13 protein-coding genes, 1 other RNA gene and 2 pseudogenes are annotated in these 15588 nt (G+C 70.7%); 2 read left to right on the forward strand and 14 right to left on the reverse strand.

All coding sequences use genetic code 11. From position 1 onward, the window contains the following. Positions 1-52: 52 nt before the first annotated feature. From ACWD1U_RS28605 to ACWD1U_RS28640, 8 genes and pseudogenes are all read right to left on the reverse strand, one after another. Complete coding sequence (locus tag ACWD1U_RS28605; protein WP_451111791.1) at positions 53-1204, reverse strand: uroporphyrinogen-III synthase; 1152 nt, start codon at positions 1202-1204, stop codon at positions 53-55. A gap of 117 nt (positions 1205-1321) precedes the next feature. Beyond that, positions 1322-2704, reverse strand: a complete 1383-nt coding sequence (locus tag ACWD1U_RS28610) for a nitrate/nitrite transporter (protein WP_451111793.1) — start codon at positions 2702-2704, stop codon at positions 1322-1324. A 442-nt stretch (positions 2705-3146) separates the two neighbouring features. After that, a complete protein-coding gene (locus ACWD1U_RS28615; RefSeq protein WP_451111795.1) occupies positions 3147-4436 on the reverse strand; it encodes an acyltransferase family protein in 1290 nt (429 codons plus the stop codon). Then, a complete protein-coding gene (locus ACWD1U_RS28620; protein WP_451111797.1) occupies positions 4433-6631 on the reverse strand; it encodes a glycosyltransferase in 2199 nt (732 codons plus the stop codon). Before ACWD1U_RS28620 ends, ACWD1U_RS28615 begins: the two co-directional genes overlap by 4 nt. A gap of 224 nt (positions 6632-6855) precedes the next feature. Then, positions 6856-7854 (reverse strand): hypothetical protein, encoded by a 999-nt coding sequence (locus tag ACWD1U_RS28625; protein WP_451111799.1) that lies wholly within the window; start codon positions 7852-7854, stop codon positions 6856-6858. Positions 7855-8019: 165 nt separating this feature from the next. Further along, positions 8020-8205, reverse strand: a pseudogene (locus tag ACWD1U_RS28630) (LysR family transcriptional regulator); the annotation flags it as partial. A gap of 46 nt (positions 8206-8251) precedes the next feature. Beyond that, positions 8252-9058, reverse strand: a complete 807-nt coding sequence (locus tag ACWD1U_RS28635) for a hypothetical protein (protein ID WP_451111801.1) — start codon at positions 9056-9058, stop codon at positions 8252-8254. An 11-nt stretch (positions 9059-9069) separates the two neighbouring features. After that, entirely contained in the window at positions 9070-9315 is a 246-nt protein-coding gene (locus tag ACWD1U_RS28640) for a hypothetical protein (RefSeq protein WP_451111803.1), read from the reverse strand. Between the two features lie 237 nt (positions 9316-9552). Between ACWD1U_RS28640 and ACWD1U_RS28645 the strand changes: the two are divergent. Next, positions 9553-10052, forward strand: a pseudogene (locus tag ACWD1U_RS28645) (MFS transporter); the annotation flags it as partial. Between the two features lie 146 nt (positions 10053-10198). On the opposite strand, the gene ssrA reads toward ACWD1U_RS28645, so the two are convergent. The 5 genes from ssrA to ftsE all read right to left on the reverse strand — a co-directional run bounded on the left by ssrA (position 10199) and on the right by ftsE (position 14130). Further along, positions 10199-10602, reverse strand: a transfer-messenger RNA (tmRNA) gene (gene ssrA / locus ACWD1U_RS28650). 116 nt (positions 10603-10718) lie between these two features. Continuing rightward, positions 10719-11198, reverse strand: a complete 480-nt coding sequence (gene smpB, locus ACWD1U_RS28655; protein ID WP_451111805.1) for an SsrA-binding protein SmpB — start codon at positions 11196-11198, stop codon at positions 10719-10721. 46 nt (positions 11199-11244) lie between these two features. Further along, on the reverse strand, positions 11245-12414 hold the full coding sequence (locus tag ACWD1U_RS28660) for a S41 family peptidase (RefSeq protein ID WP_451111806.1): 1170 nt from the start codon (positions 12412-12414) through the stop codon (positions 11245-11247). A gap of 68 nt (positions 12415-12482) precedes the next feature. Beyond that, on the reverse strand, positions 12483-13400 hold the full coding sequence (gene ftsX / locus ACWD1U_RS28665; RefSeq protein ID WP_451111808.1) for a permease-like cell division protein FtsX: 918 nt from the start codon (positions 13398-13400) through the stop codon (positions 12483-12485). Between the two features lie 40 nt (positions 13401-13440). After that, positions 13441-14130, reverse strand: a complete 690-nt coding sequence (gene ftsE, locus ACWD1U_RS28670) for a cell division ATP-binding protein FtsE (protein ID WP_003990615.1) — start codon at positions 14128-14130, stop codon at positions 13441-13443. 290 nt (positions 14131-14420) lie between these two features. Here ftsE and ACWD1U_RS28675 point away from each other — a divergent pair, with 290 nt between their 5' ends. After that, positions 14421-14612: a hypothetical protein gene (locus ACWD1U_RS28675; protein WP_451111810.1), complete on the forward strand. Its 192-nt coding sequence runs from the start codon at positions 14421-14423 to the stop codon at positions 14610-14612. Between the two features lie 103 nt (positions 14613-14715). Here the strand turns inward: ACWD1U_RS28675 and ACWD1U_RS28680 are convergent, their stop codons facing one another. Beyond that, positions 14716-15372, reverse strand: a complete 657-nt coding sequence (locus tag ACWD1U_RS28680) for a hypothetical protein (protein WP_451111812.1) — start codon at positions 15370-15372, stop codon at positions 14716-14718. Between the last annotated feature and the right edge of the window lie 216 nt (positions 15373-15588).

Consider the following 15588-nt stretch of genomic DNA (forward strand, 5'->3'; position numbering starts at 1 on the left):
CGCGCGGCGGCGTCGCGCGGGAGCGTACGACCGCCTTACCGCCCGGCGAACCTCACGTGTCCGCGTACTTCGTCTCCGCTGCCGGGTCCAGGGCCAGTCGGTAGCCGCGTTTGACCACCGTCTGGATCAGTTTCGGGGTGCCGAGGGCTGTGCGCAGGCGGGCCATGGCCGTTTCCACCGCGTGTTCGTCGCGGCCCGAGCCGGGGAGGGCGCGGAGGAGTTCGGCACGGGCCACGACCCAGCCGGGGCGGCGGGCGAGGGCGCGAAGGAGGGACATGCCGGCGGGCGGGACGGGCTTGAGGTCGCCGTCGACCAGGACGGCGTGGCCGCGGATCTCCACCCGGTGCCCGGCGACGGGGAAGGAGCGGGCCCGCGCGGGGAGTTCCTGGCAGAGGAGCTGGACGAGGGGGCCGAGCCGGAAGCGTTCGGGCTGGATCGTGTCAATGCCGCGGGATTGCAGCGGCAGGGCCGTGACCGGCCCGACGCAGGCCGGCAGGACGTCGTGACTCAGGGCCGCCAGCACTTCGGTGAGCAGTCCGCGCTCCTCCGCCCGGGAGAGGAGGGACGCCGCGGCCGGGGCACTGGTGAAGGTGACCGCGTCCAGGGCCCGGGAGACCGTCGCGTCCAGGAGCCGGTCGATCGGGGCGATGTCCTCCGGCGGCATCCAGCGGTAGACCGGCACGCCGACGACCTCGGCCCCGCCCTCCCGCAGCGCCTCGACGAACCCGGGCAGCGGCTCGCCGTGCAGCTGGATGGCGATGCGCAGGCCCTCGACGCCCTCCTCCAGCAGCCGGTCCAGCACCTCGGCCATGGACTCCGACGACGGCGACCACTCCTCCGTCAGCCCGGCGGCCCGGACCGCGCCCTTGACCTTCGGCCCACGCGCCATGATCCGTACGCCGCCCAGCCGGGAGAGCAGGTCCTCGCCCAGCCCCCAGCCGTCCGCGGCCTCGACCCAGCCCCGGAAGCCGATCGCGGTCGTCGCGACCGCGATGTCGGGCGCCTGCTGGATGATGTCCTTGGTCGCGGCCAGCAGTTCGCTGTCGTCGGCGAGCGGCACGATCCGCAGAGCGGGGGCGTGCAGAACGGCGGCACCGCGCCGCTGCAGCAGCGCCCCGAGCTCATCGGCCCGGCGCGCGGCCGTCACACCCACGGTGAAACCGGCCAGTGGCCCGTGGTCCGGTCGCTGTTCTTCCTCGTACATGGCTCTCGTCCCGCACTCGAGTCGTCGTACTGCGTGGGTACGGCGTACCTACATGCCGAGCGAGCCTGTCAACGGCTCGTGACAGGCTCGGATCGGGTTGATGTCGCTGGTGTTACGTCACACCTCGGCGTAGCTGAGCTGCGGCTTCGTCTCCGAGGACGTGGTGACGGGTACCCGGGGAGCCGTGCGGCGAAGGTATACGGCCCAAGTGACCCCGAAGCAGACCGCGTAGAAGGCGAGGAAGGCGACGAAGGCGCCGGTGCCGGAACCGTAGGAGAGGAAGGACTGGCGGAAGGCGAGGTTGATGCCTACGCCGCCGAGCGCGCCCACCGCGCCGATCAGCCCCATGGAGGCCCCGGAGAGCCGCCGCCCGTACGCCGCGGCCTCCTCGCCCTCCAGCCCCTTGGCCAGGGCCTTGTTCTGGAAGATGCCCGGGATCATCTTGAACGTCGAGCCGTTGCCGAGCCCGCTGAGCACGAACAGCACCACGAACGCCACGGTGAACAGCGCCAGCGACTTCTCCATGGAGGCGCCGATCAGGATCGCCGTCGCCACTCCCATGCCCACGTAGTTCCACAGGCTGATCTTCGCGCCGCCGTACCGGTCGGCGAGCCAGCCGCCGACGGGCCGGATGAGGGAGCCGAGCAGCGGGCCGAGGAAGGTGACGTACGCGGCCTGCAGCGGCGTACGGCCGAACTGGTTCTGCAGGACCTGGCCGAAGGCGAAGCTGTAGCCGATGAAGGAGCCGAAGGTGCCGATGTAGAGGACGGACATGATCCAGGTGTGGGCGTCCCGCGCCGCGTCCTTGGCGGCACCGGTGTCGTTCTTCACGTTCTCGAGGTTGTCCATGAAGAGCGCGGCCATGACGGCGGCCACGACGATCAGCGGGATGTAGATCCCGAGCAGTACCCGGGGGCCGCCTCCGGCGCCGATGATCGCGAGGGCGGCCAGCTGGATCACCGGCACGCCGATGTTGCCGCCGCCCGCGTTCAGGCCGAGGGCCCAGCCCTTCTTCCGCAGCGGGAAGAAGGCGTTGATGTTGGTCATGGAGGAGGCGAAGTTGCCGCCGCCGACGCCGGCGAGCAGGCCGACGAGCAGGAACGTGGAGAAGGACGTGCCCGGCTCCATCACGGCGAACGCGGCGACGGTCGGGACCAGCAGCAGGGTGGCGGAGATGATCGTCCAGTTCCGCCCGCCGAAGATCGCGACGGCGAAGGTGTAGGGGACGCGGACGACGGCGCCGACCAGCGTGACCATCGAGGTCAGCATGAACTTGTCGGCCGGGGTCAGTCCGTACTCCGGGCCCATGAACAGCACCAGCACGGACCACAGGGTCCAGATCGAGAAGCCGATGTGCTCGGAGAGCACGGAGAAGAAGAGGTTCCGGCGGGCGACCTTCTCCCCGGTCTCCTTCCAGAACGTCTCGTTCTCCGGATCCCAGTGCCGGATCCAGCGTCCGCCCCTGCTCGGGGGTGCGGGTGCCGTGCCAGGGCCTGTCATGACGCCTCCACTGTGCTCCGGGGCTCGGTCGTGCTTCGAGTGACTGATCCCGAAGGTAGGGATGGCGCGTTTCCTGCCTGTGGCACCGGGTGACCGCGAGGGAACGTTGCTCTCACCCCGGGCCGGAGCGGGATGAGAGGTTCCGATCGGGAGGTTTCCGCGTCAGTGCGCGTCAGCGCTGCGGGGGCCGCCCGTGGGGGTGCTGCTGGGGGGTGGGGCTGGTTGCAGGGGCCGGGCTGCTGAGCACGGTAGGAGCCCGGGGTGGGTCGACCGCCGTAACGGAGGCTGTGCCGGCCGACCGCCGTGCGGAGGCCGTGCCGGCTGACCGCCGTACTCACCGGGAGCGGGCTGACCGCCGTACGGGGTCGGAGCCGGAGCGGGCTGGGCGTACGGCCCGGGCACCTGCTGTACGCCCAGCCCGCTGGAGCCGAGGGCGCCGCCCCTACCGCCGACGCCTCCGGCCGTTGCCGCCTCGCCCGTTCGGCCACAGCCGCGGCGACCGCTTCGCTGCGATGTCCTCGACCCAGCCGAACGTGAGGATCGCCGCGCCGATCAGAGGCCAGACCAGGACGAACATCCAGATGGTGTACGTGGTGTCCAGGGCGGACACCGCGCTGTCGCTCTGGAGGAAGGGCAGTTCGTAGAGCAGGTCGAGGATGGGGATCGTGGCCATGATGAGGAGGTTGTGCCAGAGGTAGATCGTGACGGCGCGGTTGTTGGAGAGGGTCACGAGCTTGTCCCACCTGGCCAGGCGGCCCGGGAGCTCACGCCAGGACGGGGAGTACTGGAAGAGGACGACCACGAAGCCGAAGGACCAGGCCGCCTGGGCCAGGGGGATGTCGTTGAGGTCCCAGCCGTCGGGGCCCAGGTGACCCGAGGCCCACCACAGGCCGAAGGCCATGAGCAGGGCCGCGCAGGAGATCGACAGGTAGCGGGGGATCTGCTTGAGCAGGCCTTCGTGGTGGGCGAAGCCCAGGACCCAGCAGCCGCCGTAGACCGCGAAGTCGGTCACCGCGTTGCCCGTCTCGCCGGGGATCTTCACCAGGCCCGTGCCGACGACCGCCGTGAGGCCCAGCGGTGCCAGCAGTGTCGGCCACGGTGCCCGGCGGAACGCCCACATCAGCAGCGGGGAGGCGATGACGAACCAGAGGTAGGCCCGCAGGTACCACAGTGGACCGGCCGCCTGTACCGCCCAGGTGTCCTCCAGCAGGCCGGACTTGGAGCCGAGGTGCCAGGGGAAAGGCGGAGCGCCGACGGGGAAGACGTAGTTGACCAGGTCGACGAAGCCCCAGGTGCCGCCGTGGCCCGGGTCCTTCACCGGGTTCCAGCCGGCCATGAACATCATCGCCAGCACCAGCGCGCTGAACGCCCAGAGCGGGGGCAGGAGCCGGCGGATCCGGCCCCGGATCACACCGAGCGCCGGGCGGTTCAGCGAGCGCGCCATCAGGGCGCCGGCCAGCGCGAACATCACGCCCATCGACGGGAACACCACCGTCAGCCACGCCCAGCCGAACAGGTGGTAGACGACGACACGGACCAGGGCGATCGAGCGCAGCAGGTCGAGGTAGCGGTCACGGCCGCCGCCCCGGGGCGCCGACGTGGTGGGGGCGGGCGCGGTGGCGGTTTGACCCTCGGGTGCGGGGTGCGTCGTGCGCTGCTGCGGGATGCCGGAGGACGGCCCCGGCGTGCCGGACGCCGCTGATGACGTGTGGATCGGGTTTCCGTGGGTCATGCCACCGGCCTCCGCTCGGAACTGCTCTGGGACCGCTGGGACGGCACGGGGCCGCCGCCGGGCGCGTCGACCACGCCGGTGCGCCGCAGCTTCTGCCAGCGCAGCCGGCCGCCGGTGAGGGCGGTGATCCAGGACTGGAGCAGTACGACGTACATGAGCTGGCGGTAGAGGATCTGCTGCAGGGGCAGCGAGATGAGGTGGGTCATGCGCTCGCGGTCGAGTCGGAAGGCGTAGGCCGCGCAGAACGCCTGGATCGCCAGGACGCCGAGCCACGCCATGATCGTCTTCTGGGTCGGGCCGAACACGAGGCCGTAGACGAGGAACACGTCGATCAGCGGGGCCAGCAGGGGCGCCACGACCATGAAGAGGGACACCAGCGGCAGGCCTACGCGGCCGAAGCGGCCCGAGGGGCCCTTGTCCACCAGGGCCCGGCGGTGTTTCCAGATGGCCTGCATGGTGCCGTACGACCAGCGGTAGCGCTGGGACCACAGCTGCTGGACCGTCTCGGGCGCCTCGGTCCAGGCACGGGCGTTCTCCGCGTAGACCACGCGCCAGCCGTCGCGGTGCAGGGCCATCGTGATGTCGGTGTCCTCGGCGAGCGTGTCGTCGCTCATGCCGCCGACCCGTTCCAGCGCGTTGCGGCGGAAGGCTCCGACCGCGCCGGGGATCGTCGGCATGCAGCGCAGGACGTCGTACATCCGGCGGTCGAGGTTGAAGCCCATCACGTATTCGATGTGCTGCCAGGCGCCGATGAGGGTGTCCTTGTTGCCGACCTTGGCGTTGCCCGCGACCGCGCCCACGCGCGGGTCGCCGAAGGGCTGCACCAGTTCGCGCACGGTGGACGGTTCGAAGACCGTGTCGCCGTCCATCATCACGATCAGGTCGTACCGGGCGTTGGCCACACCGCGGTTGAGCGCGGCCGGCTTGCCCGCGTTGAGCTGGCGGACCACCCGGACGTTCGGCAGGCCCATGACCTCGACGATCCGTGCCGTGCCGTCGGAGGAGCCGTCGTCGATGACGAGGACCTCGATGGGGTGGTCACTGGCGGCGAGGGAACGGACCGTGTTCTCGATGCACTTGGCCTCGTTGTACGCCGGGACCAGGACCGACACCGGTTCGGTGATCGGCGCTCCCCAGCGGAAGCCGCGGCGGCGCACCCGGCGTGCGTGCACCCCGGAGAGCAGCAGCATCAGCACGAAACGGCCGATGACGAGGGTGCCGACGACCGCGAGGCCGACGACCAGCCCGTCGGTGAGGTGCTCCGAGGCCTGGACCAGGAAGATCCACGCCGTGCCCTTCCACCGGTCGAGGCCGGTGACCTGGGAGTGCGCGCTCGGGGCGTCGAGGGCCTCGGTGAGGTTGTGGAACTCGTAGCCCTGCTCGCGCAGGTCGGGAAGCATGCGGTCCAGTGCCTCGACGGTCTGGTGGCGGTCGCCGCCGGAGTCGTGCATCAGCACGATCGCGCCCTTGCCGCCCTTGGGCGTGGCCTTGCGGATGATCTCCTCGACGCCGGGCTTGCGCCAGTCCTCGCTGTCGGTGTTGTTGACGACGGTGATGTAGCCGCGGTCGCCGATGTACTCGGTCACCGGCCAGGACATGTTGTCCATGGCGCCGGCGAAGGAGGAGTACGGCGGCCGGAAGAGAGACGTGCGGATACCCGCGGCGCCCGAGATCGCGAGCTGGTTCTGGGACAGCTCCCAGTCGATGCGCCTCTTGGACTGGTAGGACAGGTCGGGGTGATTGAAGGTGTGCAGGCCGACCTCATGGCCTTCCGCGACCATGCGCCGGACCAGGTCCGGGTAGCGCGAGGCCATGGTGCCGGTGACGAAGAAGACGGCGTGCGCGTCGTGCTTCTTCAGTACGTCCAGGACTTTCGGCGTCCAGACCGGGTCCGGGCCGTCGTCGAAGGTGAGGACCAGGCGGCGGTCGGGCAGGCGCAGGCTCTCGGTGCGGCCGCTGCGGGTGTCGATGACCGGGCCGCCCTTCATGATCTTCTCCGGCACCTGGTGGGTGGCGGCGGGCGGCCGGACCCGGTGGTCGGCGAGGATCTCGCTGTGCACGTAGCCGCGCAGCATCAGCATCGCCATCAGCGCGACCAAAACGAGCAGAGGCAGCAGCAGGCGAAGCGGCAGGCGGCGCCTGGAGCCGCCACGGGCTCGGGGCGCCGGCCCGGAACGGCGGGTACGGGATGCCATGGGTGGTGGTACTCCGGGGTGGTGCGGGATGAAGTGCTGCGGGGACGGTGGGTGGTGCCGGGGGGTGCGGGGAGACGGTGCCGACGTGCTCCGCGGCGCCGTCGGCGGATCCCTCTGGTCAGTGGGGCCGGGAGCTCGGAGCCCGCGACATGAGGCGCCGGAGCGCCCTTCCCCCGGACTTCCCCGGAGGGCGGGCGCGGCAGGCACCGCCCTCCCGGCCGTGCCTAGACGGCGGGCGTCGGTTCGGCGGGCGGCGTCTCGGCCGGGCCTTCGGCGACTGTGCCGGTGTCGTCGCCGTCGCCGGTGCCCGTGGTTCCGGTCGGCTCGGGCGTGGGCTCGCCGGTCGGCGTCGGGTCGGTGGCCGGCGTGGTCGGCGGGTCGGCCGGCTTGGTCGGGGCCGGGTCGGTCACGCCGGTGCCCGGGGCCGGTGTGGTCCGGGTGGCGCTCGGCGAGGGGCCCGCCGTCGCGCCGCCGCGGCCGGGTTCGGCTGTGGCACCGGGTTCGAGGGCGCCGGGATCGCGCGAGGGTGCCGTGGCCCCCTCGGCCGTCGGCGCGCTGCCCGGGGCGGTGGTGCCGGTGCCGGTGGCCGTGGCCGACTGCTCGGGCAGCGGCGGGGTGTCGACCTGCCCGGCCGGCGGATCCTGCTTCTGGCCCGGTACGGGCAGCCAGGGCGCATTGGAGTTGCCCGACAGCAGTGTGGCGACGATGACGACGGCGTAGACCCCGCAAGCCAGGGCGATGACTATGCCGATCCGGCGGAAGCGGCGGCTTCGGCGGCCCGACTCGTCGACGAAGACCGGCCGGTCGGCGGAGGCTACGGGGCCCGCGACCGGGCCTTCCTCGACCTGCCGTACGAACCCGTCCCCGAACTGCACGGCGTCGAGCTGGACGGTGACCTCGTGCGGGTCGTGGGTGTGCCCGGCAGAGCCGGCCGGGTCGTGAGAGTGCCCGACCGGGTCGGCGCCCTCCTGCCAGGGGTCGCGGACGGCGGTCCGGGACCCGGTCTCGGAGGTGAGCGAGTCGGCATCTCCCTCGCTCTGCCGGGGGATGCCGCGCAGTATCTCCGTACCGGCGTGCAGCCGGAAGTCGCTCACCTGGACGTCCCCGCCGGGGAAGGCCTGCGTGACTCTCCGGTCCCGGCCTCTGCCGTCCGCGGAGACCTCACCGCTCACCGTCGCGGCCTCGGGCCATTCAGGTTGGGCGTCTTCTCGCCAATTCGTCACGCGCACGCACTTCCCCCCACGGGATGGTTCAGGTGCGCGTACGACCTGAGCACCCGTCGTCGGATCGGGCCCCCACCCGTCCGAGCGCCCCCCGCTACCACACCGTGCTCAGGACACGAATGTAGCGCACGCGGAGGTTATGTGTGAGCGGCGTATCGAATCGTGTCAGTCGCGAGACGCCATGAGGACATCATCCGCGGCCGGAATCCATCCCCCGGCGGGCCGCCGCAGCCACCCCTCCGCCGCCGCGAGCCGGGCCGCGGCCCGCCGCAGCGCGTCGAACGCGGGGTGGGTCAGACCCTTGCGCCACACCAGGGACAGGGGGGACAGCGGCACGGGGTCGACCAGGGGCGCGACATTGTCGGCGGCAGGGCCAGTGGGTGGGCACGCCCTGAACCTACAGCGGCCGGCGGTCCCGGAGGTCAGGTGGTGTTCCGGGGGTCTCGCCCTCGCCCGGCGCGACGTCCGCACCGGCAGGCTGGGCGACCTGCCCGAGCCGGTGGCGGGGCACCGACCGCAGCGGCGGGCGGGTCAGGGTGATCTGGCGGACGACCTGCTGGAAGCACGCCAGGGCCGCGATCCCGGGCAGGGCCGCCGCCGCGGTGCCGAGGACGGTCCTGGGCGCCTGGACGACACACAGCAGCACGGCGACGCACGAGAAGACCAGCACCACGCACCAGGAGTGCACGGCACGGCGCTGGTGCAGCGCGGCCCGCAGGACGGACAGGGAGGCCACCAGCCAGGGGCCGTACACCAGCAGCGGCCACCAGGTGTGCAGGTTCCGCCCCGCGGGGGACACCGCGACCAGGCGCAGGGGGTCGTAGGCGACCATGCCGCTCAGCAGGCCCACCGCGGAGGCGATGACGGCGGCGAGGGCGGCGACGAGGAAGCTGGTCGTGCGGAGCACGGCCGGGGACTTGGGGTCGCGGACCTTGCGGTGGCGCCTGGTGACGTCCCGCACGGGCGGCAGTTCCTCGGTGATGTCCTGCAGCCGCCGCATGTGGGCGTCCGGGGGCGGGTCCGCCGGCGGTGGCTCGTCGCGGGGGACGGGGACCCTCGCCGCCTGCTCCCCGAGGGCCTCCTCGAGGATGAACGCCAGTTCCTCGGCCGGGTCCCAGGTCGGGTCCGGCGGCGTCAGGGGGGTGATGAAATCCCGGGCCGGGGCCCGGTGCCGGCCGGTGCCCTCGATTCGCTGCTCGTACATGACGCGCCCCGCTATTCCGCAAGAGCGAAAGCGGGCCATTCCGTCGCACTGATCCACCGCCGGGCGAGATCCTTTTCCAGCGTGCTCACGGTGTCGATGAAATCGCGCAGCACCGGTTCGGTCACCTGCAGCGTGACCGGGCAACCGCCCTTGGTGAGCGTGCCGTTGACAGTGGCCGACGAGTGTGCTGGGGCCGGAATATAGGTGTACGGGCCGAGCGTTACCGCCCAGCCGTCTTTCCTGGTCGCCTCGGTCATGTACTGACTAACCGCCGTCCCACTGCGGCGGATGCGCGGCAAACGAGTGAAGGATTTCCCGAATGAACATCTTTTCCATGCGTCATGAGAACCATTAAGAATCTCCATATCGCTGTATGAAGAACAGGCAGCGAACATTTTTCGCCACTGCCTTTCGGCCGTCCTGCAACCCAGGTGCGTGATTCCGCACGGAACAGGTGTCGGACGGCTCGAGCACCCCCGGGCGACGGTGGGCGCATGCCGCAACTCACCCCGTGTCTCCGCCTGTTCCGCCTGCCTGGCGCCCGTGCGTTCACCGCCGGGAACCTCATCACCCGGCTGCCGATGGGCATGTTCAGCGTCAGCGCGGTCGTCATGATCGCCGGCACACGGGGGTCGTACGCGCTCGCCGGTGCCGTCACGGCGACGGGGCTCGCGGCGACCGCGGTGGTCGCGCCGTGGACCACGCGGCTCGTCGACCGCCACGGCCAGGCCCGAGTGGCCCTGCCCGCCACGGTCTTCGCCGCCCTCGGCTCCCTCGCCCTGCTGCTGTGCGTCCGCTACGACGCCCCGGACTGGACCCTGTTCGCCTCCTACGCCGCCACCGCCACGACCCCCAAACCGGCGGCATGTCCCGGGCCCGCTGGGCGCATCTCCTCGCCGGTGACGCGAAGGCCCTGCACACCGCCGACTCCTTCGAGCAGGCGGCGGACGACCTGCGCTTCATGCTGGGCCCGGTGCTCGCGGCGTTCCTGTGTCGGTGGAACTCCGGACGCGGAAACTGAACGGCACCCCCGTGCCGGAGAGCACGCCGCCGCCCCGTCTGACGGAGCGGGCCAGTACGAGCCACGCATGACAAAGGCCCCGCCGCTCGAAAGCGGCGGGGCCTCTGCCCACATGGGATGAGTGGAGATGGCGGGAATCGAACCCGCGTCCAACGGTGTGGAATCAGGGCTTCTCCGTGTGCAGTCGGCTGTGCTTTTCTCGGCCCCGGAGATCACGCCGACAAGTCTCCGACGGGCCCAGTCACTGTGTGGTTTCCCTCTTCACCCCGTGACCGGGATCAAGGTTTAGTTCCCTAAATGATGCCAGGATCCGGGTCGGGAACACCCCCGGGCTGACACTCCCTTAAGTAGGGGAGCCGCTGCTCGCTACCTGAAGATCAGGCAGCGAGGGCGAGCTCGCCCTGGGAGATGGATCGCTTGGAATTGGCGATTATTTTTTTCGGCCTGTGGTTTACGAGATCATGGCCGCTTCCTCGACACGCTTCCCCTGCTTCGACAGCCGCTGTCGAAACCGATCATCCCCATGTTGATTTTTCAAACCGCCCCCGCGAGGGCGCTCGCACCCGCTGTGAGGTGCAGGTGCCATCGTACGTGACCAACGCCCGACTATGCCACCGTATTCCCCGCCGTCGCCCCGTCCTACCCCCGGGCCTTGCGGCGCACCGCCGAGATCGCCCGCTCGGTCTCGCGGCGGTCCTGCTTCTCCCGGAGCGTCTGCCGCTTGTCGTACTCCTTCTTGCCCTTGGCCAGCGCGATCTCGACCTTGGCGCGGCCGTCCTTGAAGTACAGGGCGAGGGGCACGATGGTGTGGCCCGTCTCGCCGGACTTCGACTGCAGCTTGTCGATCTCCTCGCGGTGCAGCAGCAGCTTCCGCTTGCGCCGCGCGCTGTGGTTGGTCCACGTGCCCTGGCTGTACTCCGGCACGTGCACGTTGTGCAGCCACGCCTCGTGCCCGTCCATCTGCACGAAGCCGTCGACCAGCGACGCCCGCCCCTGGCGCAGCGACTTCACCTCGGTGCCGGTGAGGACCAGGCCGGCCTCGTAGGTGTCGATGATGAGGTAGTCGTGCCGCGCCTTCTTGTTCTGCGCGATCATCTTGCGCCCTTTTTCCTTAGCCATAGTGCCGACCATTTTCGCACTACGGAGGGGGCTCGCGGGAAGTCGATTACGAGGGACCGGCCAGGCCGCGCAGTACGGCCTCGGCCCGCCGCAGGGCGCCTTCGTCGCTCTCCAGGTCGGGCGTGATGCCCCGGCCGTCGACCCCGCGGCCGGAGGGGGTGCGGTAGTGCCCGACGGTGAGCTCCGCGACGGAGCCGTCGGGCAGCCGGCTCGGCATCTGGACCGAACCCTTGCCGAAGGTGCGGGAGCCCACGACGAGCGCCCGTCCGCGGTCCTGCAGGGCGCCGGTGAGGAGCTCGGCCGCGCTCATCGTCCCGCCGTCGACGAGCACGACCAGGGGTCTCGTGGTGTCGCCGCCGGGCTCGGCGTGCAGGACACGCTGCTCGCCGTCGACGTCGTAGGTGGCGACCAGACCGGCGTCGAGGAAGGCGGAGGCGGCGGTGACGGCCTCGGAGACGAGGCCTCCGGAGTTGCCGCGCAGGTCGAGGACGATCCCGGCGCCGCCAGGGGCCCGCCGGACGGCTGCGCGGACCTGGTCGCCGGAGTCCCGGGTGAAGGTGTCGACGCTGATGAGGGTGACCGCGCCCGCGAGTTCGCGGACGGTGACCGGATCCGTGGACAGCTGCGCGCGGCGCAGGGTCTCGGTCCATGCGCGGGTGCCGCGTTCCAGGCCGAGGCGGACGGTGGTACCGGCGGGGGCGCCGGTGGCGTCCCCGCGCAGTAAGGAGACGACCTCCGTGACGGGCCGCCCGTCGGTCTTCTCGCCGTCGACGCTGCGCAGCAGGTCCCCGGGGCGGATCCCGGCGCCGGCCGCGGGCGAGCCGGCGCGCACCTTGGTCACCTCGATACGGCCGTCCCGGTCGCTGCGGGCCCACAGACCGACGCCGGTGTACTGGCCGTCGAGGGCGTCCTCGAACTCCTCGTACTCGCCCCGGGAGTAGACCGCCGCCCAGCGGTCCCCGCTGCGGCTGACGGCGCGCTTCGCGGCCTCCATCGGGGACTTGCCGTCGGCCATGGCCTCCTCGGCCGCCCTGGTGACGTCCGCGTGGCGCCCGGCGGTCGCGGCCGAACGGGCCTCGTCCGGCACGGACTTCCGGTCGGCCTGCGGCAACGCCCCGGTGGCCGCACCGGCGACGAGCACGCTCGCGAACACCAAGGTCAGGGCGGCCCCGCGGCGGACGCGGCGGGGCTGACAGAACGGGTCACGACCTGACATGCCGGTGAGTCTAGGACAAGGGGAAGGGCCGTACGGCCGGTTGACCGTACAGCCCCTCTTGGCATGCGTCACACCTTCAAGTACTTGCGCAGCGCGAAGAACGCGGCCAACGCGGGCATCAGAAGGCTCGTCGCGAGGATGAGCGGCAGGGTCTTCAGCACGGCGTCCCAGCCGATGAAGTTGATCAGTGTGAGCTGGTCGGCCAGGGCCAGCCCGTGGTCGATGAGGAAGTACCGCGCGACCAGCAGGAAGGTGCACGCCAGGGTGCCGCCGATGAGTCCGGCGACCGCGGCCTCCGCGATGAACGGCGCCTGGATGTAGAAGCCGGAGGCGCCCACCAGGCGCATGATGCCGGTCTCACGCCGGCGGCTGAACGCCGAGACGCGCACCGTGTTGACGATCAGCATCAGCGCGACGACCAGCATCAGCGCCATCACCGCGCGGGCGGCCCAGTTCATGCCTTCCAGCAGCTTGAAGAGGTTGTCCAGGATGCCCTTCTGGTCCTGCACGGACTGCACGCCGTCCCGGCCGTTGAAGGCGGTGGCGATGACCTTGTACTTCTCCGGGTCCTTCAGTTTGATGCGGTACGACTCCTGCATCTGGTCCGGCGTGAGGGAAGCGGCCAGCGGGGAGTCGCCGAACTGCTCCTTGTAGTGCTTGTACGCCTGATCCTGCGACTCGTACGTGACCGTCTGGACCACGCCCATCTTGTCGAGGTCGGCCTTGATCTGCTTCTTCTGCTCGTCGGTCACCGCTCCCTTGGCGCAGTTGGGATCGGACGCGGCATCGCTCTTGTTGCAGAGGAAGATCGAGACGTTGACCTTGTCGTACCAGAAGCCCTTCATCGTGTTGACCTGGTCGCTCATCAGGAGCGACCCGCCGAACAGGGCGAGCGACAGGGCGACGGAGACGACGACCGCGAAGGTCATCGTCAGGTTGCGGCGGAGACCGACACCGATCTCCGACAGGACGAACTGGGCGCGCATGGCGACTGGTTATGCCTTTCCGTGGATCTCGGGTGCGGTATCAGTGCTGGTAGCCGTAGACACCGCGGGCCTGGTCGCGGACGAGGCGGCCCTTCTCCAGTTCGATGACGCGCTTGCGCATCTGGTCCACGATGTTCTGGTCGTGCGTGGCCATCACCACGGTCGTGCCGGTCCGGTTGATGCGGTCGAGCAGCTTCATGATGCCGACGGAGGTCTGCGGGTCGAGGTTGCCGGTGGGTTCGTCGGCGATGAGCAGCTTGGGCCGGTTGACGAAGGCGCGCGCGATGGCGACGCGCTGCTGCTCACCACCGGACAGCTCGCCGGGCATCCGGTCCTCCTTGCCGCCGAGCCCGACGAGGTCGAGCACCTGCGGCACGGACTTGCGGATCTCGCCGCGCGACTTGCCGATGACTTCCTGCGCGAAGGCGACGTTCTCGCCGACCGTCTTGTTCGGCAGCAGGCGGAAGTCCTGGAACACCGTCCCCAGCTGGCGTCGCATCTGCGGCACCTTCCAGTTGGACAGGCGGGCGAGGTCCTTGCCCAGAACGTGCACCTGCCCGTGACTGCACCGCTCCTCGCGGAGGATCAGCCGCAGGAAGGTGGACTTTCCGGAGCCCGAGGACCCCACGAGGAACACGAACTCGCCCTTCTCGACCTCCAGGGAGACATCCCTGAGGGCGGGGCGGGTCTGCTTGGGGTAGACCTTGGAGACATTGTCGAATCGGATCACGGATGCACCACGGGTCGCCGGGGGTAGATGAGCGTGACCATACGCGAACCGGGTAGGGGGCCGCAGTCACCGACCGCGGTTGCGCCACGGATATGCCGTTTTGCACCGCTCCCAGGGGCGCGGGAACGCACCTCAGGGGCCCTCCGGCCCGCAGCCGCGCACCGATGCACGACCACCCCTTTGAGAGCGAGCCGCGCACCCTCGGGTGGAACCTGGCACAGTGGAGGCGGGGAACATTCCCGTCCCCCCACACGTTGGACACGTGGAACCGGCGCAAGGAGGGCGAGCGCATGACGTACGACCGGCTGGTGTGCGCGAACTGCGCGGCCCCCGTGACCGAGGGCCGCTGCCCTGTGTGCCGCGCGAACCGCGAGCGCCTGCAGCAGGAGAGTTTTTTCGGGAATCTGAACCCCCTGGCGCTGATCGCCCTGCTGACGGTGCTGATCGCGGCCGTGGCGCTCTTGGCGCATCAGACGGCGTGACGCCGTAGGAAGCAGCCCGAAGACACGGCCGAGGGCCCGGAGCGTGACGCTCCGGGCCCTCGGTGTTGAGCTGTGCCCACGGTCCGTGCGGACGTGACTACGGTCAGGCGGCAGCCCCGCCACGGCCGCCCACGAGGCGCGGCAGCAGACGGAAGCCGACACCGCCGGCGATCATCGTGGCGGCGCCGATCACCAGGAAGGTGGTCTGCGCGGCACCGGTCTCGGCGAGCTCCGCGCCGCTGCCCTGGGCCTGCGGCGCCGGGGTGTTGTCCGAGCCGACGTCGGTGAGGGCCGAGGAGCCCTCCTCCTGGGTGGAGGCGCCACCGTCGGGGTCGGTGTTGTTGCCGCCGCCGTTCCCGTTCCCGTTGCCCGGGGTGGTCGGCGCGTCCGTCGGGTCCTCGGTGGGCTCCGTCGGCTCGTCGGTGGGCTCCGGGACCACCGTCGGCTCGGGGTCCGTGGGGGTGCCCGGGTCGGTGGGCGCGGGGTCGGTGGGCGCCGGGTCGGTGGGCGTGCCCGGGTCCGTCGGGTTCGGCGCCGTGGGAATGCCCGGGTCGGGCGGGGTGCCCGGATCGGTCGGGGCGGGGTCCGTCGGGGCGTCCCCGCCGACACTCACGCCGACACCGACATTGGTGTCGCCGAGGCCGACGTTCACGCCCAGGTCGAGAGCGGATGCGGCACCCGCGGCGGTCAGCGAGGCACCGGCGGCGATCACGGCACCGGCCGCTATCCGCGCGACACGGATCCGTGTCTTCTTCGTCATGTGGTTGCTACCCCCAGTAGCTCATCGTCATTAGGCAGCGTTCGGGGCTGTGCTCGACGGGGGAAGCTGCGGTGAAAGGCCCCCCCGGTTCACATGCGCCCCAGAGATACGCATGCCGCGCTTTACCTTTCCCATTTTCCAAGGACACGTCAAGGCCGTTTGCGGGCACCATGTCCGACTACGGGGGCTATGCCGGGAGTCTGACTGTGTGAGTGT

The sequence above is a fragment of the Streptomyces sp. NPDC002788 genome (genome assembly GCF_053592115.1).

Excerpts from the sequence above, each read along its gene's own strand:
- ACWD1U_RS28605 (WP_451111791.1), bottom strand. The coding sequence starts at position 1,204 with ATGTACGAGGAAGAACAGCGACCGGACCACGGGCCACTGGCCGGTTTC.
- ACWD1U_RS28610 (WP_451111793.1), bottom strand. The coding sequence starts at position 2,704 with ATGACAGGCCCTGGCACGGCACCCGCACCCCCGAGCAGGGGCGGACGC.
- ACWD1U_RS28615 (WP_451111795.1), bottom strand. The coding sequence starts at position 4,436 with ATGACCCACGGAAACCCGATCCACACGTCATCAGCGGCGTCCGGCACG.
- ACWD1U_RS28620 (WP_451111797.1), bottom strand. The coding sequence starts at position 6,631 with ATGGCATCCCGTACCCGCCGTTCCGGGCCGGCGCCCCGAGCCCGTGGC.
- ACWD1U_RS28635 (WP_451111801.1), bottom strand. The coding sequence starts at position 9,058 with ATGTACGAGCAGCGAATCGAGGGCACCGGCCGGCACCGGGCCCCGGCC.
- ACWD1U_RS28640 (WP_451111803.1), bottom strand. The coding sequence starts at position 9,315 with ATGACCGAGGCGACCAGGAAAGACGGCTGGGCGGTAACGCTCGGCCCG.
- smpB (WP_451111805.1), bottom strand. The coding sequence starts at position 11,198 with ATGGCTAAGGAAAAAGGGCGCAAGATGATCGCGCAGAACAAGAAGGCG.
- ACWD1U_RS28660 (WP_451111806.1), bottom strand. The coding sequence starts at position 12,414 with ATGTCAGGTCGTGACCCGTTCTGTCAGCCCCGCCGCGTCCGCCGCGGG.
- ftsX (WP_451111808.1), bottom strand. The coding sequence starts at position 13,400 with ATGCGCGCCCAGTTCGTCCTGTCGGAGATCGGTGTCGGTCTCCGCCGC.
- ACWD1U_RS28675 (WP_451111810.1), top strand. The coding sequence starts at position 14,421 with ATGACGTACGACCGGCTGGTGTGCGCGAACTGCGCGGCCCCCGTGACC.
- ACWD1U_RS28680 (WP_451111812.1), bottom strand. The coding sequence starts at position 15,372 with ATGACGAAGAAGACACGGATCCGTGTCGCGCGGATAGCGGCCGGTGCC.